This window comes from Aeromonas sp. NJAU223 (assembly GCF_051125555.1).
Classification (GTDB): domain Bacteria; phylum Pseudomonadota; class Gammaproteobacteria; order Enterobacterales; family Aeromonadaceae; genus Aeromonas; species Aeromonas veronii_G.
The window spans coordinates 2,339,510-2,363,206 of sequence record NZ_CP144204.1 but is presented as its reverse complement, the minus strand read 5'-3'; the positions used below and the strand labels follow the sequence as shown (position 1 = coordinate 2,363,206).

Below are 23,697 nucleotides of genomic sequence, written 5' to 3'. Positions count from 1 at the left end.
TTTCATCTGGCTAGTCATGGGCGGCTCTCCGTGATTGTCGCGAGGGCCAGCGAAGGCGAGCGGGCCACATCAGCATCAACAGGGCCAGCGCCAGCGGCCAGGGATAGAGCTCCAGGCTCGGGCGATAGAGAAGGCGGGGGCGGGCGATGGGCTCCAGGCTGTCGATGGCCTGATTGATGTCCGCGAGATCGCTCTGGGAGCGGGCCCGGAAATAGCGGCCATGGCCGAGTTCGGCCAACTGCCTCAGCAGGGGCTCATCCAGCTCGGCGCTGGGATCCTGGCTCCCCGGGGACTGGACATCGGCGAAGGTGCCGGGATCGGCCCCCACCCCCAGGGTGTAGAGACGAATGTTCGCGGCGCTGGCGTGCCTGGCCTCGGTCAGGGGATCCGCATTGCCTGCGGTGTTGCGGCCATCGGTCACCAGCATGAGGGCGGTGGAGCGACCGGGTTCGGCATGCTGGCGGGCCAGCTGTATAGCCTCCCCGAGGGCGGTGGTACGCCCCACCAGATCAAAGTCAAGCTCCCGGGAGAGGGTCAGCAGAGCCTGGGTATCCTGGGTGAGGGGGGAGAGCAGATAAGCATGATCCGCAAACACCACCAGGGCGATGCGATCCCCTTCCCGGCTGCGGATGAGGGCCTGGATCTGCGTCTTCACGGCACTGAGCCTATCGCGCTGTTCACCGTCGTCGAGCATGTCCTGGGTGCGCATGCTGTCCGAGAGATCCACCGCCAGGATGAGATCCCGGCTGGTCTGGTAATGGACGAGGGGCTCCTCCTGCCACTGGGGGCGGCACAGGGCCAGCACCAGGGCGCACCAGCACAGGGTCATGCGCCAGAGGGGTTGTCCCGCCTGGGGTTGCAGCAGGGGAAAACCGTCGTGGGAAAGGCCGCGCCGGCCGGGGAGCAGCGGCGGCAACCCGAAGCGCACCAGCAAGGGCAGCACCAGGGCGAGGGCGAACCAGGGCCAGGCGAGGATCATGGGGCCCGCCTGCGAGGGGCGCGCGCCAGGAAGGGGATCCGGGGCGCACTGACGCAGCGCCGACCCCAGCGCAGGTAAGCGCGGCGCAGTTGGGCACGCTGCTCTGCGTCGGGCTCCCCCTGACCATAGAGCCACAGTGGCCACTCCCTGGCGAAGGCATGGAAGTGGCTGCCTCCCCGCTCATCCAGCCAGCGGAGCCAGGCGTCCCCCTGCAGGGTCCGTGCCTCGGGCCAGCGGGCCAGGGCTGCCGCTCGCAGGGTGGTTTGCAGGCGGGGGACGAGGTCCGGGCCCTGCCATGTCAGCTGGCGAGCCCAGCGGCGCTGGTGCCAGCTCGTCTTGCCAAGTAGCGTGATCAGGCAGATGGCCAGCAGGATGATCACCAACCAGCCGAGCGCCGGCAGGCGGGGATCCGCAGGGCTGGTCAGGGCGGCCCCGGGATGGATGTCCCGCAGCTGGGCCTGGATCTCGGCGAGTCGCTCCGTGGGCGCGCTGGAGGGGGAACCCTCGGGGGCAATCAGATCAGACGGCATCTACCCTCCTGCCACTGGCGCTGCAGGGGTTTGCCGTTGTCGAGACGATAGAGGCGCTGCACCAGAGGTAACAACTGCTGTTGTCCTGACTCTGCGATACCTTCTGCTGCTTCTTGGTATTTAAACCTGAAAGATACGCTGTTTCCATCGAGCCAGCCGCTATGTCTGCCTGTCTGCACCGCCAACCGTCCCGCCTCTGGCAGGGTCGCCTCCAGGGGATCCCGGATCTGCCAGTAGTGAATGTCATGTCTCTGGCCAAGGCGCTGCAACTGCTGGCGCAGGGCGGGATCGCAGGGTTTGTGATCCCCGATGAGGGTGAGTCTGGCCCCCTGGGGCAGGGTTTGTCTGGCGAGGGTCTGGGCGAGGGACTGGGGGCAGGGCGCGCGATCCAGCCCCAGCGCGTACTGGTGGCAGAGGGTTTGCAGCAGGGGCAGGAGCGAGCCGCGCTGGACGGTGATCTGGCTCTGCGCACCCTGGCAGATCAGGGTGTTGGCCTGTTTTTCCCCCTGCCAGAGCAGGGCGGCGGCGAGCTCGCAACCCAGGCGGGCTTTGAGCTGTGGCCCCGAGCCGAAGTACATGGCCGGGGAGAGATCCAGCAGCAGCCAGTGAGCCTGCTCCTGCTCCTCCCCATAGAGACGGGTATAGGGGCGGCCGAGGCGGGCGGTCACCCGCCAATCGATGTGGCGCACCTCGTCCCCCGCCTGATAGGCGCGCAGTTCGCGAAAACTCAAGCCCGGCATCCGCCCGATCCGGCCCTGCTTCGCCTGATGGACGCGGGCCCGGGGGCCCGTTCTTGCCCAGAGCCGGATGGCCAGCAAGCGATCCAGCGGCAGGGCGATATCCGGATGCTGGCGGGGATCGGTATCGGCGATCAGGGACATGTGCGCCCCCCTTGTCGATGATCCGGTGTGAGAGCGGGGCTCAGGGGCACGGTATGGTGTCCAGCAGGAGTGCGATCAGCGCCTCGTTGTCGAGGTTGTCGGCCAGCGCCTGATAACTCGGGATGAGGCGATGGCGCAGCACGGCGGGGGCGAGCTGCTGGATATCCTCCGGCAGCACGAAGTCGCGCCCGGCGAGCCAGGCCCGCGCCCGGGCAGCCCGAGCGAGACCAATGCTGGCCCTGGGGCTGGCGCCGACCGTGATGAGGGGGGCGAGCTCGGGGCAGAGCCCGCTGCCTGGGCGGGTGGCGCAGACCAGCTGCACCAGGTAGTGCTCGAGGCGCCCCTGCATCTGAACATTCAACACCTCGGTGCGGGCGCGTTGCAGATCGGCCTGACTCAGGGTCAGGGGCGGGGAGGCGACCTGCTCGCCCCGGGCATTGAGCTGCAAGATGGCGAGCTCCACGGCGGGGCTCGGGTACTCCACCATGAGTTTGAGCAAGAAGCGATCGAGCTGGGCTTCCGGCAGGGGGTAGGTGCCTTCCTGTTCTATCGGATTTTGCGTGGCCGCCACCATGAAGAGTGGCGGCAGGCGCCAGCTCTTCTTGCCAACCGTGATCTGGTGCTCCGCCATGGCCTCCAGCAGGGCGGATTGCACCTTGGCGGGCGCCCGGTTGATCTCGTCTGCCAGCACCAGATGGTTGAACAGGGGGCCGGGCTGGAACACGAAGCTCGCATCCTGGGGGTGAAACACCTCGCTGCCGGTGAGATCGGCGGGCAACAAATCCGGGGTGAACTGGATGCGGGCAAAGCGTCCCTCCACGGCGCCGGCCAGCGCCTTGACGGCCCGGGTCTTGGCAAGGCCAGGGGCGCCTTCGATCAACACATGTCCTTCACATAACAGGGCGATCAGGAGCCCCTCGATGAGGGGGCCCTGACCCAGGATCTGGCTGCCAAGATAGTCGCTTAGTTGTCTGAACCCGGTCGCTGTCATGAGATGAAGCCGTTGTTTTAATAGAAGTTGCTCTTTTTATACCCCAGATGCCCGACGAGGGCGAGGGAGGGGGCCGAGATGGCGACAATTTAGTTTCAATCAGGCGTATGAAAGTTGTGATTGGATTGTTAAGATGTGGCGCAATGAGGTCAGACCTCTACCCTTCAACCCAAGGAGCCAGGATGAAACAGCCATTGAAACTGACGACGCGCCAGGGCGAACGGATTGCCGTCGTGGCGGGTCTGCGCACCCCCTTTGCCAAGCAGGCAACCGCCTTTCACGGGGTGCCTGCGGTGGATCTCGGCAAGCTGGTGGTGAGCGAGCTGCTCGCCCGTACCGACCTCGATCCCATGCTCATCGATCAGCTGGTATTCGGCCAGGTAGTGCAGATGCCGGAGGCGCCGAACATCGCCCGCGAGATCGTGCTCGGCACCGGCATGAGCGTCAGTACCGATGCCTATAGCGTGTCGCGCGCCTGCGCCACCAGTTTCCAGGCGGTGGCCAACGTGGCCGAGTCCATCGTGGCCGGCAGCGTCGACATTGCCATCGCCGGCGGCGCCGACTCCTCCTCCGTGCTGCCCATCGGGGTGAGCAAGACCCTGGCGCGCGCCTTGGTGGACTTGAACAAGGCCCGAAACCTCCAGCAACGTTTCAATATCCTGCGCAGGCTGCGTATCAAGGATCTGATGCCGGTGCCGCCGGCGGTGGCCGAGTATTCCACCGGTCTCTCCATGGGCCAGACCGCCGAGCAGATGGCCAAGAGTCACGGTATCAGCCGCGAAGCCCAGGACGCCCTGGCGCACCGCTCCCATACCCTGGCGGCGCAGGCGTGGGCCGAGGGCAAATTGAGCGACGAGGTGTTCACCGCCCACGTGCCCCCCTACAAGTCGCCCCTTGAGCGGGACAACAACATCCGCGAGAGTTCTGACCTGGCAAGCTACGCCAAGCTCAAACCCGTATTCGACCGGCTGCATGGCTCCGTCACCGCCGCCAACGCCACCCCGCTCACCGATGGCGCCGCCGCCGTGCTTCTGATGCGCGAGGGACGGGCGAAGGAGCTGGGGCTGGAGCCGCTCGGTTATATCCGCAGCTTCGCCTTCTCCGCCATCAATGTGTGGCAGGACATGCTGATGGGCCCCTCCTACGCCACCCCGCTGGCACTGGACCGCGCCGGCATCACCCTCGGCGATCTGACCCTGATCGACATGCACGAGGCGTTCGCCGCCCAGACCCTGGCCAACCTCAAGATGTTTGCCAGCGCCGAGTTCGCCCGGGACAAGCTGGGTCGTGACAGTGCCATTGGCGAGGTGGACATGGACAAGTTCAACGTGCTCGGCGGCTCCCTGGCCTATGGCCATCCCTTCGCCGCGACCGGGGCACGCATGATCACCCAGACCCTCAACGAACTGCGCCGCCGGGGCGGGGGCCTTGCCCTCAACACCGCCTGCGCCGCGGGCGGACTGGGGGCAGCCATGGTGCTGGAGGTGGAATAATGGAGACGAACAAGATGAGTACCAATACCTTCGCGCTGGCCGTTCGCAAGGACGGCATCGGCATCCTGACCATGGATGTGCCCGGCGAGAGCATGAATACCCTCAAGGCCTCATTTGCGGGCGAGATCCGGGACTTGTTGGCCGAGGTGAAGGCGAACAAGGATCTGATCGGCCTGGTGGTGGTCTCCGGCAAGAAGGACTCCTTCATCGCGGGAGCCGACATCAGCATGCTGGCGGCCTGCACCAGCGCGAGCGACGCCCAGCAGCTGGCCCGGGAAGGGCAGCAGGTGTTCGCCGAGATCGAGGCCCTCGGCATCCCGGTGATTGCCGCCATTCACGGCCCCTGCCTCGGCGGCGGGCTGGAGCTGGCCCTGGCCTGCCACGGCCGGGTCATCACGGATCACGGCAAGACGGTGCTGGGCCTGCCGGAAGTGCAGCTCGGCCTGCTGCCGGGCTCCGGCGGTACCCAGCGCCTGCCACGCCTCATCGGGGTGGCCAAGGCACTGGATCTCATCCTGACCGGCAAGCAGGTGCGCGCCAAGCAGGCCAAGAAGCTCGGTCTGGTGGATGATGTGGTGCCCCCGTCCATCCTGCTGGAGGCCGCCGTCAAACTGGCCAAGAAGGGCAAGCCGCGCCATGCCCTCAAACGGGATCTGCAGGGCAAGTTGCTGGAAACCAACGCCCTGGGTCGCAAGGTGTTGTTCGATCAAGCCCGCAAGGGGGTGATGAGCAAGACCCGTGGCAACTACCCGGCGCCCGAGCGGATCCTCGAGGTGGTGCGCATCGGCGTGGAGGAGGGGATGCAGGCCGGCCTCACCGCCGAGGCTCGCCACTTCGGCGAGCTGGTGATGACGCCTGAATCTGCCTCTTTGCGCTCCCTTTTCTTCGCCACCACCGAGATGAAGAAGGAGGTGGTCTACCAGGGGGCTGCACCGCGCAAGGTCAGCCAGGCTGCCGTGCTCGGTGGAGGCCTGATGGGGGGTGGTATCGCGTTTGTTACCGCCACCAAGGCCGGGGTGCCGGTGCGGATCAAGGACGTCGCCAGTGCAGGCATCGGCAATGCCATGCGTTACAGCTACGATCTGCTGTCCAAGAAGCTAAAACGTCGTCAGATCTTGCGTAGCGATCTGGAAAAGCAGATGAATATGCTGTCCGGCACCCTGGATTATTCGGGCTTCCACCGGGTCGACATGGTGGTGGAGGCGGTGTTTGAAGATCTCGCCTTGAAGCATCAGATGGTGCAGGACGTGGAGCGGGAATGCGGCGAGCAGACCGTGTTTGCCTCGAACACGTCTTCCCTGCCCATCCACCAGATTGCGGCCAACGCCGCCCATCCGGAGCGTGTGGTGGGCCTGCACTACTTCAGCCCGGTGGACAAGATGCCGCTGGCCGAGATCATCCCCCACGCCGGTACCAGCCCGGAGACGGTGGCTACTACCCTGGCCTTCGCCCGCGCACAGGGCAAGACGCCCATCGTGGTCAAGGACGAGGCCGGTTTCTACGTGAACCGCATCCTCGCGCCCTACATGAACGAGGCGGCCCGGCTGGTGCTGGAAGGGGAACCGGTGGAGGTGCTGGACGGCGCCCTGCTTGACTTCGGCTTCCCGGTCGGCCCCATCCAGCTGTTGGATGAGGTGGGCATCGACGTGGGGGCCAAGATCTCCCCCATCCTCGAAAAAGAGCTCGGCGGCGAGCAGTTCCAGGCGCCGGCGGCGTTTGACAAGCTGCTGCAAAACGAGCGCAAGGGGCGCAAGAACGGCAAGGGCTTCTACCTCTATGGCAAGGCCGCGCCGCGCAACAAGCTCACCGGCAAGGAGGGCAAAAAGACGGTGGATGACAGCGTCTACGCCGTGCTCGGGGTGTCGGTCTCTCCCAAGCTGGCCCGCCAGGAAATGGCAGAGCGCTGCGTGCTGATGATGCTCAACGAAGCGGCCATGGCCCTGGATGCCGGCGTGGTGGCCTCGGCCCGTGACGGCGACATCGGCGCCATCTTCGGCATCGGCTTCCCGCCGTTCCTGGGTGGCCCCTTCCGCTACATGGACAGCCTCGGCATCCCCCATCTGGTGGAGCGTCTCGAGCACTATCAGAAGCGCCACGGGGATCGCTTCGCCCCCTGCGCACGCCTCAAGGCGATGGCGGCGGAGCGGCAGAGCTTCTATTGATGTGAAGGCACTGCATTCGTGATGAGCAATAGGCGGCCCAGGGCCGCCTCTTTCATCTGGTGCTATCCCGCCGGAGTCGGCTATGGTTCAGCGGGGGACCATTGCGGATGGAAAAGGGGGGGGGAATTATTGATCTGGCGCAAACCAGCCCCCTATTTATTACTTTGGTGGCATAGGCGTTGGGGGCCGCTTGAGTTCAAATAGTCCCATCGGAGCGGGAACATACCCGCAACCAAGAGGGACACCCATTTTCACTGGATGAAGGACACATTATGAGTCTGCTTGAACAAACCATCTGGAACATATTGGGATACGGGGCCATGCCTTTTATCTTCCTGAGCGGATTTGTAGCCGTCGCCGTGACCTGCTGCGTGCTGCTCAACCTCTTCGGGGTCAAGTCCGCCGAGAAATGATCCAGTCCGGTTCATACCGCCAAATGCCAGCCTTCGGGCTGGCATTTGTTTTTCTCATCTTTTAAGCACTTATCTGCGCCCTCCCGGGCAAATCTTCGGCCTGGCGGTCGAACCCTGCGTCAATATTGAGTACACTGGCGCGCAGTTTTTCGGCGCGTATTCCACTTCAAGGTATTCAAGGTTTCTATGGCTCTCAAGGCAACCGTATTCAAGGCGCAACTCAGTCTGTCCGACATGGACCGCCATCAGTATCAGGATTTCTCCCTCACCCTGGCCCGTCACCCCTCCGAGACCGACGAGCGCATGATGATCCGCCTGGCGGCCTTCGCCTGGCACGCCGCCGAGCGGCTGGAGTTCACCAAGGGGTTGTCGGCGGACGACGAGCCAGAACTCTGGCTGAAGAACTATTCCGACGAGATTGAACTCTGGATCGAGCTGGGCCAGCCCGATGAGAAACGGCTCAAGAAAGCCTGCAATCGCTCCCGCCAGGTGGTGCTCTACCTCTACGGCGGCCGTGGCACCAGCGTCTGGTGGAAGCAGAATCAGGGCAAGCTCAGCCAGCATGACAACCTGAGCATCATTGAACTCTCCGACAGCCAGACCCTGCCGCTCACCGCCATGGTCGAGCGCACCATGGCGCTGACCTGCACCATCTCGGACGGTCAGCTCTGGGTGAGCAACGGCCAGCAGGAAGTGACCCTCGATCCCATTGTGCTGATGGGCAAACCCGCCCGGGAGATCTAGGCCGTTCCATGTTCGCGACCCTGCTCGATATCGTCATTCCGGTGTTTGCCGTGGTGGGCCTCGGGGCCCTCTACGGCCGGTTGCGTGGGGGAGCCGAGCTCGGCTACATCAATCGCGCCAACATCGAACTCTTCTCCCCGGCGCTGGTGTTCTCGGCGCTGGTGAAATACCCCCTGGCGCTCGGGGATCATCTGCCCCTCATCGCCGCCGGCACCCTGGTGATCCTGCTGCCGGGCCTGCTGCTCTCTCTGATAAGGCCCAGGGAGATGGAGCGGGCGGCGCTGATCCTGCCCGCCATGTTCCGCAACACGGGCAATCTCGGCATCCCCCTGATGGTGCTGGCGTTTGGCGAGCAACAGCTCGGCGCCATCGTGATCCTGTTCGTGCTCTCCAACCTGCTGCACTTCTCGGTGGGGATCTTCCTGCTCTCGGCCAACGCCTCTCGCTGGCTCTGGCTGCGCAGCCCCATGCTGTGGGCGGCGCTGGCGGGATTGCTGGTGGCCAATCTGCAGATCTCGCTGCCGGCCTATGTGGTGACCAGTGCCTCCCTGCTGGGGCAGCTGTCGGTGCCGCTGATGCTGTTTGCCCTCGGCATCCGGTTGCTGGAAGGGGAGCTTGAACACCTGGGGTTGGCGCTCAAATGCAACCTGCTCTATCTGCTGGCCGGGGGTCTGTCGCTCTGGTTCGTGGTCTGGCTGTTGCCGCTGGATCCGGCGTGGATCCCGCTGCTGACCCTGTCGGTGGCGCTGCCCCCTGCGGTGCTCAACTACATGCTGTGCGAGCAGTACCAGTGCCAGCCCGAGAAGGTGGCCAGCATAGTGCTCGGCGGCAACGCCCTCTCGGTGCTGGTGATCCCGCTGGCGGTCTGGCTGGCACTGCATCTGGGGAATTGACCCGGTGACTAATCGGCAGCAATGGAAAAGGCCCACCATCCGGTGGGCCTTTTTCATGGCCGGGCGCTCCTAACGGAGTATCAACCCTGCACGTTGCTCAGTACCAGCTTGCCATCCTTGACCGGAATGGTGTTGCCGGGTTTTTGTTCCATCCGCACCACCCCTTCCTGGCCGGCGAGACGATAGGTCACGTCGTAACCCAGGGTGCGGGTGCTGCTGTCTTGTACTGTCTTGCAGCGCTGCTCGGTGGTGGTGTAGGTATCACCGGCCTGCATGTTGCCCTGCACCTGGTTGCCTGCGTAGCCACCGGCCACGGCTCCCGCTGCGGTGGCGACCTTCTTGCCGCTGCCGCCACCGAACTGGTGGCCGACGACGCCACCCAGGGCTGCACCGACCACGGTCCCCAGGATCTTGTGCTCATCCTGCACCGGCTTGCGGTGGGTGACGGTGACGTTGCGGCACTCCTGACGCGGGGTCTTGATGGTTTCGGTCACCGGCTTGCTGGCCAGCACCTCTGCAAACTGGGGCTCGGATGAGAAGAGGGATCCGCTGGCTGCCGCCGACAATGCCAACGCAGCGGCAATCCCGATCCCGACACCTGCCAACATGGATTTGTTCATCTCTTTACTCCTGTCTACTGTGATTGCCCGCTCTTTGGGCTTGTGGACATTCTTGTCATTTTGTCTCTCCCGCTCAAGCAAAGGAGCCCCTGTCTGCGACAGGGGCTGACTGCGCAAAAAATGACCACATCAAAAAGGCGTCTGTGTTTGGCGACAAAACGGGGCAGGGCCTTCGCCGAAGGCAACCTACTACGTTTTGCTAATATCTGGGACCCGGCCCCCTTGATACCCTTTGCCAAGAACCGCAACGTCGCCACCGGCATGAGGCCAGGGCGCGTTCCCGGCACGGCTTTGTACCCGACAAGGAAGGATCCGATGACGAGCCAGAACATCTATGAGACAGGTCTTGATAAAAATGGCGCCAACTTCGAGGCGCTCACCCCTTTAAGCTTCCTCGGGCGGGCGGCGCGGGTCTATCCCGACTACCCGGCGCTGATCCATGGCGCATTGCGCCAGAGCTGGGGAGAGACCGAACGGCGCTGTCGCCGTCTCGCCTCGGCCTTGCGCCAGCGTGGCATCGGCGAGGGGGACACGGTATCCATCGTCGCCCCCAATGTGCCCGCCATGTTCGAGGCCCACTTCGGGGTGCCCATGAGCGGCGCCGTGCTCAATACCATCAATACCCGCCTCGATGCCGAGTCCATCGCCTTCATCCTCCAGCATGCCCAGAGCAAGGTGGTGCTGGTGGATAGAGAGTTTGGCGCCCTGGTCCGCCAGGCTCTGGCTCTGGTTGAACACAAGCCACTGGTCATTGCCATCGACGATCCCCTCTATCGGGACGGGGAGCTGACAGGGGATCTCGACTACGAGGCCCTGCTCGCCAGCGGTGATGAGCAGGCACCCGGTTGGCTGCCAAGCGACGAGTGGCAGGCCATCTCCCTCAACTACACCTCCGGCACCACCGGCAACCCCAAGGGGGTGGTTTATCACCACCGTGGCGCCCACCTCAATGCCATCAACAACGTGCTCTCCTGGGAGCTACCCAAGCATCCCGTCTACCTGTGGACCCTGCCCATGTTCCACTGCAACGGCTGGTGTTTCCCCTGGACCCTGGCCGCCATTGCCGGGGTGAGCGTCTGCCTGCGCCACGTGCAGGCGGGGCCCATCTTCGAGGCCATGCACGAGCACAAGGTGAGCCACTTCTGCGGCGCGCCCATCGTGCTGAACATGCTCAACAACGCGGATCCGGCCCTCAAGGTGGGGCTCACCCATCCCATCAAGGCGATGACCGCCGGGGCGGCGCCACCGGCCACCGTGATTGCCGGCATGGAGGCCATGGGCATCGCCGTCACCCACGTTTACGGGCTGACCGAGACCTATGGCCCCTGCGTGGTGTGCGAGCCCCAGCGTAGTTGGGAAGGGCTGGATGCCACGACCCTCTCTCGCCTCAAGGCGCGTCAGGGGGTGACGGCTCCCCTGCAGGGGGAGATGATCGTGGCCAACCCCGTCAGTGGCGAGCCCGTGCCCCAGGATGGCAAGGCCCTGGGGGAGATCTTCCTGCGCGGCAACGTGGTGATGCGGGGCTATCTCAAGAATGCGGCCGCCAGCGAGGAGGCGATGGCACAGGGGTGGTTCCGAAGCGGGGATCTCGCGGTCTGGCACTCGGACGGCTATGTGGAGATCAAGGACAGATCCAAGGACATCATCATCTCGGGTGGGGAGAACATCTCCAGCCTGGAGGTGGAGGATGTGCTCTATCGCCACCCGGACGTGGAGGAGGCGGCGGTGATCGCCATGCCGGACGAGAAGTGGGGGGAGGTGCCCTGCGCCTTCGTCAAACTCAAAGAGGGCAGGGAGTTGACTCAGGCCGAACTCATTGCGTTCTGCCGCGAGCAGATGGCTCACTTCAAGGCGCCCAAGCGGATCATCTTCACCGCGATCCCCAAGACCTCCACCGGCAAGGTGCAAAAATTCATGCTGCGCCAGCAACTGGTGTGATGGGCAATGCTGGCAATAAAAAACGGGCGCTGGCCCGTTTTTTTATGGGTTTAACGCAGGGAAACGCGCGGCAACCCTCAGCGTGGGTGACTCGTTCCCTTCAGCCGTTTGCCGATGGACTCGGCAATCCCGGTGAGGAAGTAATAGAGCCCCCCTTCCTCCGTGGTCTTGGTGTACTCGGTGAGGGGCTCAATCATGCCGCTTCTGAACTTGGCGATGGCCTCTTCATCATTTGCCGCGTCGATATAATCCCCCACCACCTCGAAGCCCTGTTCGAGCAGCTGCTCCTTCTCGGACAAGAAGGAAGGGGAGGACATCAGCAGGAAGGTGACGCTGGCCGCATCCTGCTCCTGGCGAAAGAACTGGTATTTGCTCATAGGACCTCTGGCGCTGGGGGTATGTCGCCATTATCGAGGTCGCATGGCCTGCTGGGCACCCCCCATCTGCGGCGTCAAAAGACACTGTTGTGCAGGCCGGTTTCAGCTAGCGCTTGGTGGCTCCCTTCTTGCCAAACAGCCTGGGAGCGTGAAGCAATATGGTCTTGAAGAGGCCTATGGTGCCCGGCCCGCCATAGGGGCGGCTGGGGTCGGCGAGGTTGAGCTGATGCTCGTGGGCCGCGGTGTCGGCATCCTGGGCCAATATGGGTTCGCCTATGACCTCAAAGCCCTGATCGAGCAAGAAGGCCTTCTCCACAAGGAAGTTGTCCGCCCCCATGTCGAGCAGGGTAAAGGCGGCGGGGGCATCCGGGGTGGCAAACACCTGAAACTTGCTCATAGGGTCCTGCAAAAAAATGAGGAAATGTGGGCCATTATCGCGACTCATCCCGCGGAGGCGACTCCCTGAACGGGGGCTTGGCTGTGTTGGATTATGCCGAGGAAGGGTGGCGCCGAGGGCTTGCTGCTGTAAGCGGAACTGCGCTGATTCGTAATGGGATGGACTGCTATCTGACGTGGTTTTGGTGGAATGAATCGCTATCAGTTCCACTTTTCATAGAGCATTGGTAAAGCAACGGGCCATTGGGCCCGTTGTTTATGTCATTGCATGTTATTTGTTGTGCCGCTCATAGAGCCGCTGTACCACGTCTTTCAGCCCCAGTCCCTCGTTTTGCAGCAAGACCGTGAGGTGGTAGAGCAGATCCGCGGACTCGTTGATGAGCTCTTCCCTGTCTTTGGCCATGGCAGCCAGCGCCACCTCGACCCCTTCTTCACCCACCTTCTGGGCGATGCGCTTGGTGCCCCGGCCATAGAGGCTGGCGGTGTAGCTGGTGGCGGGATCGGCGCCCTTGCGCGCCGCCAGGATCTGCTCGAGTTCGGCGAGGAAACCGAGCGGCGGCACCGGGTGGGCGTCGAAGCAGGAGGGGGTACCCAGGTGGCAGGTGGGGCCGACCGGCTCGGCGGCGATCAGCAGGGAGTCCTGATCGCAGTCGGTGCTGATGGCGACGAGTCTGAGCACGTGACCCGAACTCTCTCCCTTGGTCCAGAGCCGTTGCTTGCTGCGACTAAAAAAAGTGACCTGACCGGTTTCCTGGGTCTTGGCCAGGGCTTCCTTGGTCATGAAGCCCTGCATCAGTACCTGACCGCTCGCGGCGTGCTGGACGATGGCGGGGATCATGCCCTCGCACTTGGCCCAGTCCAGGCGTTCGATCAGCGGGATATCGTTGTTTACGGCTTGATTATTCACGGATGGCAACTCCTTCGTTTTTCAGCCAGCGTTTCAATTCGGGAATGGGGATAAGACCCTTGTGGAACACGGACGCCGCCAGGGCGCCGTCCACGTCGGCCAGGGTGAAGGCATCGCGAAAGTGTGCCATGGTGCCAGCGCCGCCGGAGGCAATCAGCGGCACCTTGCACAGGGCCCGCACCAGTTTGAGCTGCTCGAGATCATAGCCCTGGCGCATGCCATCCTGGTTCATCACGTTCAGCACTATCTCGCCTGCGCCGCGCTTTTGCACCTCCCTGACCCACTCCATGGTGGTCCAGGGGGTGGTACGGGTGCGACTCTCGTCGCCGGTGAACTGCTTGACCTGATACTCACCGGTTTCGGCGTCGAAGTAGGAGTCGATGCCCACCACCACGCATTGCACGCCGAAGCGCTCCGCCAGCGCCGTGATGAGGGTCGGATCCGCCAGGGCCGGGGAGTTGATGGAGACCTTGTCGGCGCCAAACTCCAGGATCTGGCGGGCGTCCTCCACGCTCTTGATGCCGCCGGCGACACAGAAGGGGATGTCGATGACCTCCGCCACCCGGCTCACCCAGCTCTTGTCCACCACGCGGGCATCGCTCGAGGCGGTGATGTCATAGAACACCAGCTCGTCGGCCCCTTGTTCGGCGTAACGGCGGGCCAACTCGACAATGCCCCCCATTACCTCGTGATTGCGAAACTGTACGCCCTTGACCACGACACCATCTTTGACGTCGAGACAGGGAATAATGCGTCTTGCCAGCATCAGTTGTCCCCTCTTGTCGTCTCGGATGCCGCTTGCGGCTGATCTGCCCAGCAGGCGATGGCGCCCGCCACATCGAACTTGCCCTCAAGCAGTGCGCGGCCGAGGATGATGCCCTTGACGCCGGAGCCCTTGAGAGCCTCGATATCAGCAAGAGCGCCGATGCCGCCGGAGGCCTGGAAGGCCACGGTGGGGAAACGGGCGCACAAGTCCCGATAGAGCTCGACGTTGCTGCCGGACAGGGTCCCGTCACGGCTGATGTCGGTGCAGAGCACGTGCCTGAGGCCCGCGGGGAGGAAGCGCTCGATGAGCGCCTCTATGGTGACGCCGCTGTTCTCCTGCCAGCCCGCTACCGCTATCTGGCGCTGGCCGTCGCTGTCTATGTTCACGTCCAGCGCCAGCACGATGCGCTCCGGACCGTATTTTTCCATCCAGCTCGCTACCAGCTCCGGGGACTTGACCGCGGTGGAGCCGATCACCACCCGGTTGGCACCGGCGGCCAGCAAGTCTGCCACGTCCTGTTCGCTGCGCACCCCGCCGCCCACCTGCACCGGGGCGCCGGTGGCGGCGAGCAACCGGGTGATGAGGGCAAGTTGGCGCGCCTTGGCGTCCTTGGCGCCGTCCAGATCCACCAGGTGCAACTGCGCCGCCCCCTGGGCCACATAGTCATCAAAGCGTGCCTGGGGCGCGTCGCTGTACGCCGTCTTCTGGCCGTAGTCCCCCTGATAGAGGCGCACTACCTGACCGTTAATCAAATCAATGGCTGGAATAATCATTCGCGGTTCCTTGCCTTATAAGTCCAGAAAGTTTTGCAGCAGGCGGGCACCGGCCGGGCCGGAGCGCTCCGGATGGAATTGGGCGCCAAAGAAGTTGTCCCGCCCCACGATGGCGGTGAAGGGACTGCCGTAGTCGCAGGTAGCGAGCGTGGCATCCGTCACCTCCAGGGCGTAGGAGTGGACGAAGTAGAAGTAGCTGCCGCTCGGGATGCCCTTGAGCAGCGGGTGCGTCTCGTCGTGCGCTATCTGGTTCCAGCCCATGTGGGGCAGGCGCAGATTGCCCACCTCCATCAGCCGGATCCTGCCGGGGACTATGCCAAGGCCCTCGATAAGCGCACTACTGTTGTCATCCTCGTCGGTCATGGTCTCCTCGGAGGCCTCGGCCAGCATCTGCATGCCGAGGCAAAAGCCGAGCAGCGGCTGCTTGGCATTGCGAATCAGCGGCACCAGACCCCGTTCGTTGAGGTTCTTCATGGCGGCGACGGCGGTGCCGACGCCGGGCAGGATCAGCTTGTCGGCCTGCTCGATGTCGGCGGCTTCGCGGGAGACCTGCGGCTGCACGCCGAGGCGCTCGAATGCCATCCGCACCGAGGCCAGGTTGGCACAGCCGGTGTCGATAATGACAAGGTTCTGTGCGCTCATCACAACACTCCCTTGTTGCCGACAAAGATGGGCAGTTCGCCCAAGACAAGATTTTGCTTGGCCATCACAACACTCCCTTGCTGGAGGGCAGTTCGCTCCCCTCGACCCGGATGGCCTGGCGCAGGGCGCGGCCGAAGCCCTTGAACAGGGCTTCCACCTGGTGGTGGGTGTTGCCGCTGCCGACCTTCATCTGCAAGGTGATGGCCATGGCGTCCGAGAGCGATCGGAAGAAGTGGGGCACCATCTCGGTGGCCATCTCGCCGACGCTGTCGCGGCCAAAGCCGCTCGGGCAGTCGAACACGAAGTAGGGGCGGCCGCTCAAATCCAGCGCCGTGGCCACGTCCAGTTCGGTGAGGGAGGGCGCCGCGTCGCTCTGGCGCGGACGGCCGTCGATCACCGCCTGCACCTCGTCCATGGCGAGCACGAAGCCGAAGCGGCCGATGCCGCGCTTGTCACCGAGCGCCTGGCGCAGGGCCTGACCCAGGGCCAGCCCCACGTCTTCCACCGTGTGGTGATCGTCGATGTGCAGATCGCCGCTGACTTTCAGCTTCAACCTGAAACCGGCGTGGGTCGCTATCTGATCCAGCATGTGATCGAAGAAACCGATGCCGGTGACGATCTGGTTGCCACCGCTCTTGTCGAGATCCACCGCCACCTGGATGCGGGTCTCCTTGGTGTAGCGCTCCACCTCGGCGATGCGTCCCCGGGAGAGCAGCTGATCACGGATGGCGATCCAGCCGTGATCTTGCGGGTGATAGCGAATGCCGCGGATGCCCATGTTCTCGGCGAGCTGGAGATCGGTCTGGCGATCCCCAATCACGAAGGAGTTGGCAAAGTCGATGCGACCGGAGGCGAGGTACTCCTTCACCAGGCCGAGGTGAGGCTTGCGGCAGCTGCAACCGTCGGTGGGGAAGTGGGGACAGATCAGCACCTGCTCCCACTGCACACCTTGGGATTCGAACAGGTGCATCATCAGATCGTGGGGAGGCTGGAAGTCCTCGAGGGGCAGGCTGGCCGTGCCGAGCCCATCCTGGTTGGTCACCATCACCAGCACGTAACCGGCGGCCTGGAGCTCACGCAGCACTGGGATCACCATGGGCTCGAAGCGCAGCTTGGCGAGGCTGTCCACCTGCTTGTCGGTCACCGGCTCTTCGATCAGGGTGCCGTCACGGTCGATAAACAAAAACGGGGTCTTCATCTGTTACGTCCTTATACGTTGGCGGCGGGCTGGTTGCTGGCCGTCAGGCTGGCGTCCTTTGGCAGGGTGCGCAGCACGGCCAGTACGGCGTCCATCTCTCCCTGATAGCCGATGGTGATGCGAATGCTGTTGTCGAGCCCGGGTTTGCTGGAAAAATCCCGCAAGATGATGCCAGCGGCCTTCATGGCGGCAAAGACGGCGGCGCCATCCTTGAAACGCACCAGCACGAAGTTGCCCTTGTCCTCGAAGATCTCCTGCACGCAGGGGAGGCGGGTGAGCTCGGCCTTGATGAGGGCTTTTTGCCTGTTGAGCTCCAGTACCCGCTCCTGCATCAGTTCCAGCCCGATGGAGGAAAGCGCCTGGCTCGCTATCTGGGCGATGGGGTCGGGAATGGGGTAGGGGGCGATCACCTTGGCCAGCATGGCGATGACCTCCGGATTGCCGAGGGTGAAGCCGCAGCGGATCCCGGCGAGCGCAAAGGCCTTGGAGAGGGTGCGGGTCACCACCAGGTTCGGGAAGCGGGCGAGCAGGTCCACCACCGAAGCCTCGGGGCAGAATTCGATATAGGCCTCGTCCACCACTATGATGGCGCGATCCTGAGCCTTCTCCAGCAGCTTGACGAGCCCCTTGCGGCCCACCAGATCCCCGGTGGGGTTGTTGGGGGAGCAGAGGAACACCAGTTTCACGTCAGAGAGGCGATCCTGGATGGCGGGCCAGTCCGGCTGGCGACTGGCGGTCAGGGGTTGCTCGACGATGCCGACCCCGCAGGTCTCGGCGCTGATGGCGTACATGCCGTAGGTGGGCGGGCAGATGAGGATCTGATCTTCACCGGCCTCGCAGAAGGTGCGAATGAGCAGCTCGATGGCCTCGTCGGCGCCTCGGCTCACCAGTACCTGATCCGGATTGACCCCCGCATAGGCGGCGTAGCTGTTGACGACCTCTGCGGGCTGACACTCGGGGTAGCGGTTGAGGCGGCTGCCCTCGATGGTGAAGGGATAGGCCAGGGGCGCCTCGTTGGCGTTGAGCCAGACGTTGCCCTTGCCACCGATGCGGCGGGCAGACTGATAAGGGGTGAGGGCCCGCACCACGCGGCGAGCCAGATTGGCGATGCTCATGACAAATCCTTCTGCAGTGCTGTGAGTTTCAGGGTGACGGTGCTGTCTGGGCGGGCAGCGAGGCCCGCTGGGGCTGTCATCTTCATGACTGCCCCTGCTGCAGTGCCTTCAGCCTCAGGGTAACGGCATTCTTGTGGGCATCGAGCCCTTCCGCCTCGGCGATGCGCTCAACGATGGGGCCAAGCCCCTTGATCCCCTCCGCGCTCAGCTCCTGCACCGTGTAGCGGCGCTGGTAGTCGGCGAGCCCCAGGCTCGAGCAGGTGCGGGCATAGCCGTAGGTGGGCAGGGTGTGGTTGGTGCCGCTGGCGTAATCTCCCACGGATTCCGGCGTCCACTGCCCGAGGAAGATGGAGCCGGCATTTTCCAGCCTGTCCAGAAGATCCCGCGGCGCCTCGGTCTGCACGATGAGGTGCTCGGGGGCATAGGCGTTGGAGATGGTGCAGGCCTCGTCCAGATCGTCGCACAGGATCACCAGGCTGGCGCCGAGGGCCTTGGCCGCGATGTCGCGGCGGCTGAGCCTGGCCAGCTGGGCCTTGATCTCGCCGCTGATGGCATCGGCCAGACGGGGCGAGGTGGTGACCAGTACCACCTGGCTGTCCGGGCCGTGCTCGGCCTGGGAGAGCAGGTCGGACGCCACGAAGGCGGGGTTGGCGCTGTCGTCGGCGATGACCAGCACCTCGGAGGGGCCGGCCGGCATGTCGATGGCGGCGCCACGCCAGTCCCGGGAGACCTGGCCCTTGGCCTCGGTCACATAGGCGTTGCCCGGGCCGAAGATCTTGTCCACTTTCGGGATGGACTCGGTGCCATAGGCCATGGCGGCGATGGCCTGGGCACCGCCGATGGCAAACACTTGCTTGACGCCGCAGGCGCGGGCGGCAAACAGGATCTCGTCGCTGGCGGGGGACGGGGTGCAGAGCACCACGTCCCGGCAACCGGCTATCGCAGCAGGGATGGCCAGCATCATCACGGTGGAGGGGAGTGGCGCACTGCCCCCCGGCACATAGAGGCCGACCCGGCCGATGGGCTGGGTGCGCAGCTCACAGACGACGCCGGGCTGGGTCTCTACCCGCACAATCTGCTGCTTCTGGGCGCTGTGGAAGGTACGAATGTTGTTGATGGCTGCATTGATGGCATCTTTGATGTCAGCGCCGAGGCGCGCGCAGGCGGCATCCGTCTCGGCCTCGCTCACTCGCAACTGCTCGCGGGGCGCACGTTCGAAACGCTGGCTGAGTTCACGCAGGGCGGCATCTCCCCGGCTGCGGACGGAGGCGATGATGTCTTGCACCACGGCACCGATATCCGCCTCGTCGCCAAGGGCAGGCCGGGTCAGTACGTCGGCTTGCTGGGTGGGGGAGAGGGTCTTCCAGATCAGGGTCTGCATGGCGCTCTCCTTATTCCATCATCTTCTCGATGGGCAGCACCAGGATGGAGCTGGCACCCAGGGCCTTGAGCTGTTCCATGGTTTCCCAGAACAGGGTTTCGCTGGAGACGACGTGCAGGGCCACCTGGTTGGTGTCACCGGCGAGCTGCATGATGGTAGGGCGCTCGGCGCCGGGTAGCAGGGAGGTGATGGCATCGAGTTTCTCTTTCGGGGCGTGCAGCATGATGTACTTGCTTTCGCGCGCCTGCTGCATGCCCTGGATGCGGGGCAGCAGCTTGTCGATGATCTTCTGCTTGGCCTCGTTCAAGGGATTGGGGGCCTGCACCAGCACCGCCTTGGAACGGTAGATGACTTCCACTTCACGCAGACCGTTGGCCTCCAGGGTCGCGCCGGTGGAGACCAGATCGCAGATGGCATCCGCCAATCCTGCGCGGGGGGCGACTTCCACCGAGCCTCCCAGCATCACGCTCTTGAAGCCAAGGCCCTGCTCGTCGAAGAAGCGTTTGAGCAGGCCGGGGTAGGAGGTGGCGATGCGCTTGCCGGCGAGGCTCGCCGGGCCCTGGTATTCCACGTCATCGGGGACGGCAAGCGACAGGCGGCAGCCGCCGAAATCGAGCTGTTTGAGCACCTTGACTGCCGAGGGCTGGCCCTGGGCGGCGCGGATGAGCTGCACCTCTTCCAGCACGTTCTCGCCGATGATGCCAAGGTCGACCACCCCTTCCATCACCAACCCGGGGATATCGTCATCGCGCACCCGCAGGATGTCGATGGGCATGTTCTCGACATGGGCGATGAGGCGCTGTTCCCGCAGGTTGATCTTGAGGCCGCAGCTCTTGAAGAGGGCCTGGGAGTCCTGGCTCAGGCGACCGGACTTTTGCATGGCGATGCGCAGACGTTGTGTTTCCATTGCTCGATTTCCTTCTAGTCAAAAACGAAAAAACCCTCGGAAGTGTGTGCTTCCGAGGGTTTATGAATCTTGCGGTCCTTTTGGAAGTCACCAGTTAAGTGTCTTCCAGCAGTCAACCTCCTGAAAGACTATTCGGGATGATGATGGTGGTGATGAGTCTTCAGTTGGCTGAACTTCATGTATTGAATCCTTTACAAAAAAGATGTCGTAAATGACGCCCGATTTACATTACCGACCTTGACGGAAATTGCAACCCGAGAATGTGTCTTGATGAATTAAAATCAAGAAAGCGATTTATTGGTCGATATCCAATCAATCAACCCAATCGGAGTCGTCCCATGCCAAGCCAGGATCTGCTGTTCCCCATCTTGCCGCGCGCACCAGCGGCCCCGAGCCCCGATGACATCAAGCGGGAGGTGACAGAGATAAGCCAGAAACACAAGCTGCGCAAGACCAGCGCCGATGGTGGTACGGGCGGTGACAGCGGCTCGGAGCAGGCTCCCCATTCCCAGGGAAGTCGTGATCAGAAGGTATCCAAAGATGACGATCACAAGCCCGATCCAGAGCACAAGATTGATATCTTCGTCTGACCCTGTCACGCCGACCGCAGGCCCGGATTGGTGGCATGGGAGGGCGGGGCCAGATTTAGCGATCCCGCTTTGCCTTCAGGTTTGGCATAATGCCGCTTTTGCGCGGGACTCCCCTTTGACCATACAGACCCTGTTCAAGCCTGACGGCCCGTTGGCCCGTCATATCGATGGCTTCAAGGCCCGTGCGCCCCAGCTGGAGATGGCACAAGCGGTGGCCAGCGCCATCGACAGTGGCGGCCGTCTGCTGGTGGAGGCGGGAACGGGGACCGGCAAGACTTACGCCTACCTGGTGCCGGCGCTGGAATCCGGCAAGCGGGTGGTGATCAGCACCGGCTCCAAGAACCTGCAGGAGCAGCTGTTCTACCGGGATCTGCCCACCATCACCGAGGCGCTCGCCTATACCCCGCCGGTGGCCCTGCTCAAGGGGCGCAGCAATTATCTCTGCATCGAGCGGATGAACCGCCTGCTCAGCGAATCCCACCTGCAAAAGCCTGAGGTATTGAGCGATCTGGTCAAGGTGAAATCCTGGTCCACCGCCACCCTGACTGGCGATGTGGGGGATATTCCGGAGCTGCAGGAGAACGCCGAGATCCTCCCCCAGGTCACCAGCACCAACGACAACTGCCTCGGCCGTGACTGCCCCTATTATGACGACTGCCACCTGGTGGTGGCCCGCCGCAGGGCCATGGAAGCCCAGGTGGTGGTGATCAACCATCACCTCTTCTTCGCCGATATGGCGGTAAAAGACACAGGATTCGGCGAGCTGGTGCCAGAGGCGCAGGTCTATGTGTTCGACGAGGCGCACCAGTTGCCCGAGATCGCCACCAACTACTTCGGCAAGTCGGTGGGCAGTCGCACCATCCAGGATCTGGCTCAAGACATCCAGCTGGCCTATCGAGCCGAGGCCCATGACATGGCCCAGCTTGGCAAGGCGGCGGACCGGCTTGCCATCGCAAGCCAGGACTTGCGTCTGGCCTTCGGGGTGGACGGGGGCCGCGGCAATACCCGCGACATGCTGCGTCTGCCACTGTGGGCCCAGGCGCTGGCCCGCCTCAACGATGCATTGGGTTTGTGTTACGAGGTGCTCAAACTTGCCCTCGGGCGGGGCGAGCAGCTCGATCACTGCTTCGAGCGCATCAGCGAGCTGCGCACTCGCTTGGGCGAGGTGCTCGCCGTCAACCAGAGCGGTTTCTCCTACTGGTATGAGTGCTCGCGCCTGCACTTTACCTTGAGCCTCACCCCGCTATCGGTGGCCGAGCGCTTCGGCGCCGAGGTGCTGCGACCCGAGGTGACCTGGGTCTTTACCTCCGCCACCCTGACGGTGGATATGCGCTTCGACCACTTCAAGACCGAGCTGGGGCTGGCCGGCAGCGCCGAGCTGATCCTCGACAGCCCGTTTGACTATGGCGAGCAGGCACGTCTTTGTGTGCCCCGCTATCTGCCCGAGCCCAATGCCTTCGGGCGGGGTGAGCAGCTCGCGACCTTGATGATCCCGCTCATCAACAAGACTCCGGGAGGCTGTTTCTTCCTCTGTACCAGCCACCAGGTGATGCGCCAGGTGGCGGAGGTGCTGCGCCGGGAGATAGGCCGCACCGTCTTGCTGCAGGGGGAAGACAACAAGCAGCGGCTGCTCAAGACGTTTGTCGAGAACGGCCGCGCCGTGCTGGTGGCCACCAGCAGTTTCTGGGAGGGGATAGACGTGCGAGGGGCCGCCTTGTCCTGTGTTATCATCGACAAGCTGCCGTTTGCGAGCCCTGACGACCCCCTGCTCAAGGCGCGGGTCGACGACTGCAAGCTGAAGGGGGGCGATCCCTTTGCCGATATCCAGCTGCCCAAGGCGGTGATCGCCTTGAAACAGGGGGTGGGACGGCTCATCCGTGATCGCAGTGATCACGGCGTGCTGGTCATCTGTGATCCACGCATGGTCAACAAGCCCTATGGCGCCACCTTCATCAAGAGCTTGCCCGCCATTCCGCGCACCCGCGATCTCAACGGGGTAGGGGCGTTCTTCCAGCGCAGCTGACGCTTGAACGGGGCGAGCTCGCCGCTCTGGCGTGTTGCAAAAACGTGTTGCAAAAACGTGTTGCAGAAAAGAGGGGCGAGGGAGGATCTGTTGGTGACAGATCTCCGGATTGCTGCGAGGGGCCCTGGCGCCTCGCCGAACATGAACAGGGCAGGTGAGACCTGCCGATGACTTAACTGACTGATGTGAAGAGCATAAAAAGAATGGATGAGTTGAAGATCCTGGCCGTTGATACCGCCACCGAAGCCTGCTCCGCCGCCCTGCTGGTGGGGGACAAGGTGTTCTCCCGCTGGGAAGAGGCGCCGCGGGATCACACCCGCAAAATCCTGCCCATGGTTCAGGCTGTGTTAGAGGAGGCCGGTTTATCGTTGGATCAGCTCGATGCCATTGCCTTCGGTCGTGGCCCCGGCTCTTTCACCGGGGTACGGATCGGGATCAGCGTGGCTCAGGGGCTGGCCTTTGGGGCCGGTGTGCCGCTTATCGGTATCTCCACCCTGGCGGCCATGGCCCAGGGCGTGCATCGGCTGGAAGGGGCGGACAAGGTGCTCAGCGCCATCGATGCCCGGATGAACGAGGTTTACTTCGGCCGCTTTGATCTGCAAGAAGATTGCATGGTACTGGTGGGGGACGAGGTGGTGAGCGAACCCCTGGCGCTGGCGGGTGAGTTGACGGCAAACGGGGCGCTCGCGGGCAACTGGTTTGCGGTCGGCACCGGCTTTGAAACCTATGGCGAGGCTCTGGGAACCCTGGCGCAGACACAGGTATCGAGTCAGCAGGTTCGTTTCCCGGCGGCCCTCGACATGTTGCCGCTGGCACGCCGGGCCTGGCTGGAGGGTGAAGCGGTGCCGGTGGAGCAGGCGACCCCTGTCTACCTGCGTGACAAGGTCACCTGGAAGAAGCTGCCCGGTCGCGAGTGATGAATGGGCCTCGCCCAGAGGCACGACATCTATTGCGGCAAGGGGGATTGCCACCTCGGGC

At 63.6% G+C, this 23,697-nt stretch carries 24 protein-coding genes and 1 other annotated feature; of the genes, 9 read left to right on the top strand and 15 right to left on the bottom strand.

Going from position 1 to position 23,697, the window contains the following annotated elements; all coding sequences use genetic code 11:
* Positions 1–10: 10 nt before the first annotated feature.
* Genes VZC39_RS10835 through VZC39_RS10820 form a run of 4 tightly spaced genes read right to left on the bottom strand, consistent with a single transcriptional unit; the run spans position 11 to position 3,381 of the window.
* A complete protein-coding gene (locus tag VZC39_RS10835) occupies positions 11–979 on the bottom strand; it encodes a VWA domain-containing protein (protein ID WP_434662403.1) in 969 nt (322 codons plus the stop codon).
* The gene (locus VZC39_RS10830; protein WP_349917783.1) at positions 976–1,509 is read right to left on the bottom strand and encodes a DUF4381 domain-containing protein; all 534 of its coding nucleotides are present in this window, start codon (positions 1,507–1,509) and stop codon (positions 976–978) included. Before VZC39_RS10830 ends, VZC39_RS10835 begins: the two co-directional genes overlap by 4 nt.
* Positions 1,494–2,390, bottom strand: a complete 897-nt coding sequence (locus tag VZC39_RS10825; protein ID WP_434662400.1) for a DUF58 domain-containing protein — start codon at positions 2,388–2,390, stop codon at positions 1,494–1,496. Before VZC39_RS10825 ends, VZC39_RS10830 begins: the two co-directional genes overlap by 16 nt.
* Positions 2,391–2,430: 40 nt before the next feature.
* Entirely contained in the window at positions 2,431–3,381 is a 951-nt protein-coding gene (locus VZC39_RS10820) for an AAA family ATPase (RefSeq protein WP_349917780.1), read from the bottom strand.
* 182 nt (positions 3,382–3,563) lie between these two features.
* On the opposite strand from VZC39_RS10820, the gene fadI reads away from it, so the two are divergent.
* The 5 genes from fadI (at position 3,564) to VZC39_RS10795 (ending at position 9,086) form a co-directional block, all read left to right on the top strand.
* Entirely contained in the window at positions 3,564–4,874 is a 1,311-nt protein-coding gene (gene fadI / locus VZC39_RS10815) for an acetyl-CoA C-acyltransferase FadI (RefSeq protein ID WP_349917777.1), read from the top strand.
* 14 nt (positions 4,875–4,888) lie between these two features.
* Entirely contained in the window at positions 4,889–7,036 is a 2,148-nt protein-coding gene (fadJ, locus tag VZC39_RS10810) for a fatty acid oxidation complex subunit alpha FadJ (RefSeq protein ID WP_434662396.1), read from the top strand.
* A gap of 272 nt (positions 7,037–7,308) precedes the next feature.
* Positions 7,309–7,449: a TIGR02808 family protein gene (locus VZC39_RS10805; protein ID WP_083443334.1), complete on the top strand. Its 141-nt coding sequence runs from the start codon at positions 7,309–7,311 to the stop codon at positions 7,447–7,449.
* A 186-nt stretch (positions 7,450–7,635) separates the two neighbouring features.
* Positions 7,636–8,193 (top strand): YaeQ family protein, encoded by a 558-nt coding sequence (locus tag VZC39_RS10800; protein WP_349917774.1) that lies wholly within the window; start codon positions 7,636–7,638, stop codon positions 8,191–8,193.
* 8 nt (positions 8,194–8,201) lie between these two features.
* Positions 8,202–9,086, top strand: a complete 885-nt coding sequence (locus tag VZC39_RS10795; RefSeq protein WP_434662392.1) for an AEC family transporter — start codon at positions 8,202–8,204, stop codon at positions 9,084–9,086.
* A gap of 80 nt (positions 9,087–9,166) precedes the next feature.
* On the opposite strand, the gene VZC39_RS10790 is transcribed toward VZC39_RS10795, so the two are convergent.
* On the bottom strand, positions 9,167–9,706 hold the full coding sequence (locus VZC39_RS10790; protein ID WP_349917689.1) for a glycine zipper 2TM domain-containing protein: 540 nt from the start codon (positions 9,704–9,706) through the stop codon (positions 9,167–9,169).
* A 315-nt stretch (positions 9,707–10,021) separates the two neighbouring features.
* Between VZC39_RS10790 and VZC39_RS10785 the strand changes: the two genes are divergently transcribed.
* Positions 10,022–11,644 carry an acyl-CoA synthetase gene (locus VZC39_RS10785; protein ID WP_434662390.1) on the top strand — a complete coding sequence of 541 codons (1,623 nt, stop codon included), beginning with the start codon at positions 10,022–10,024 and terminating at the stop codon, positions 11,642–11,644.
* A 77-nt stretch (positions 11,645–11,721) separates the two neighbouring features.
* Here VZC39_RS10785 and VZC39_RS10780 read toward each other — a convergent pair whose 3' ends face one another.
* The 10 genes from VZC39_RS10780 to hisG all read right to left on the bottom strand — a co-directional run bounded on the left by VZC39_RS10780 (position 11,722) and on the right by hisG (position 20,106).
* Positions 11,722–12,021, bottom strand: a complete 300-nt coding sequence (locus VZC39_RS10780; protein ID WP_434662387.1) for a hypothetical protein — start codon at positions 12,019–12,021, stop codon at positions 11,722–11,724.
* Between the two features lie 106 nt (positions 12,022–12,127).
* The gene (locus tag VZC39_RS10775; protein WP_349917682.1) at positions 12,128–12,418 is read right to left on the bottom strand and encodes a hypothetical protein; all 291 of its coding nucleotides are present in this window, start codon (positions 12,416–12,418) and stop codon (positions 12,128–12,130) included.
* A 270-nt stretch (positions 12,419–12,688) separates the two neighbouring features.
* Positions 12,689–13,324: a bifunctional phosphoribosyl-AMP cyclohydrolase/phosphoribosyl-ATP diphosphatase HisIE gene (gene hisIE, locus VZC39_RS10770; protein WP_349917681.1), complete on the bottom strand. Its 636-nt coding sequence runs from the start codon at positions 13,322–13,324 to the stop codon at positions 12,689–12,691.
* Positions 13,317–14,090 carry an imidazole glycerol phosphate synthase subunit HisF gene (hisF, locus tag VZC39_RS10765; protein WP_349917679.1) on the bottom strand — a complete coding sequence of 258 codons (774 nt, stop codon included), beginning with the start codon at positions 14,088–14,090 and terminating at the stop codon, positions 13,317–13,319. Before hisF ends, hisIE begins: the two co-directional genes overlap by 8 nt.
* Positions 14,090–14,863, bottom strand: a complete 774-nt coding sequence (gene hisA / locus VZC39_RS10760; protein ID WP_349917677.1) for a 1-(5-phosphoribosyl)-5-[(5-phosphoribosylamino)methylideneamino]imidazole-4-carboxamide isomerase — start codon at positions 14,861–14,863, stop codon at positions 14,090–14,092. Before hisA ends, hisF begins: the two co-directional genes overlap by 1 nt.
* Before the next feature lie 15 nt (positions 14,864–14,878).
* Positions 14,879–15,505, bottom strand: coding sequence for an imidazole glycerol phosphate synthase subunit HisH (gene hisH / locus VZC39_RS10755; protein WP_434662384.1), 627 nt, complete (start codon positions 15,503–15,505; stop codon positions 14,879–14,881).
* Positions 15,506–15,569: 64 nt separating this feature from the next.
* Positions 15,570–16,703, bottom strand: a complete 1,134-nt coding sequence (gene hisB / locus VZC39_RS10750) for a bifunctional histidinol-phosphatase/imidazoleglycerol-phosphate dehydratase HisB (protein WP_349917672.1) — start codon at positions 16,701–16,703, stop codon at positions 15,570–15,572.
* Between the two features lie 11 nt (positions 16,704–16,714).
* On the bottom strand, positions 16,715–17,818 hold the full coding sequence (hisC, locus tag VZC39_RS10745) for a histidinol-phosphate transaminase (protein ID WP_434662383.1): 1,104 nt from the start codon (positions 17,816–17,818) through the stop codon (positions 16,715–16,717).
* An 82-nt stretch (positions 17,819–17,900) separates the two neighbouring features.
* Positions 17,901–19,199, bottom strand: a complete 1,299-nt coding sequence (hisD, locus tag VZC39_RS10740; RefSeq protein ID WP_349917669.1) for a histidinol dehydrogenase — start codon at positions 19,197–19,199, stop codon at positions 17,901–17,903.
* A 10-nt stretch (positions 19,200–19,209) separates the two neighbouring features.
* A complete protein-coding gene (gene hisG / locus VZC39_RS10735) occupies positions 19,210–20,106 on the bottom strand; it encodes an ATP phosphoribosyltransferase (RefSeq protein ID WP_349917667.1) in 897 nt (298 codons plus the stop codon).
* 24 nt (positions 20,107–20,130) lie between these two features.
* Positions 20,131–20,259: a sequence feature (His leader region), on the bottom strand.
* A 185-nt stretch (positions 20,260–20,444) separates the two neighbouring features.
* On the opposite strand from hisG, the gene VZC39_RS10730 reads away from it, so the two are divergent.
* The 3 genes from VZC39_RS10730 to tsaB all read left to right on the top strand — a co-directional run bounded on the left by VZC39_RS10730 (position 20,445) and on the right by tsaB (position 23,636).
* On the top strand, positions 20,445–20,696 hold the full coding sequence (locus tag VZC39_RS10730; RefSeq protein ID WP_349917666.1) for a hypothetical protein: 252 nt from the start codon (positions 20,445–20,447) through the stop codon (positions 20,694–20,696).
* A gap of 115 nt (positions 20,697–20,811) precedes the next feature.
* Complete coding sequence (locus VZC39_RS10725) at positions 20,812–22,719, top strand: ATP-dependent DNA helicase (protein WP_349917665.1); 1,908 nt, start codon at positions 20,812–20,814, stop codon at positions 22,717–22,719.
* A 203-nt stretch (positions 22,720–22,922) separates the two neighbouring features.
* Entirely contained in the window at positions 22,923–23,636 is a 714-nt protein-coding gene (tsaB, locus tag VZC39_RS10720) for a tRNA (adenosine(37)-N6)-threonylcarbamoyltransferase complex dimerization subunit type 1 TsaB (RefSeq protein ID WP_349917662.1), read from the top strand.
* Positions 23,637–23,697 lie beyond the last annotated feature (61 nt).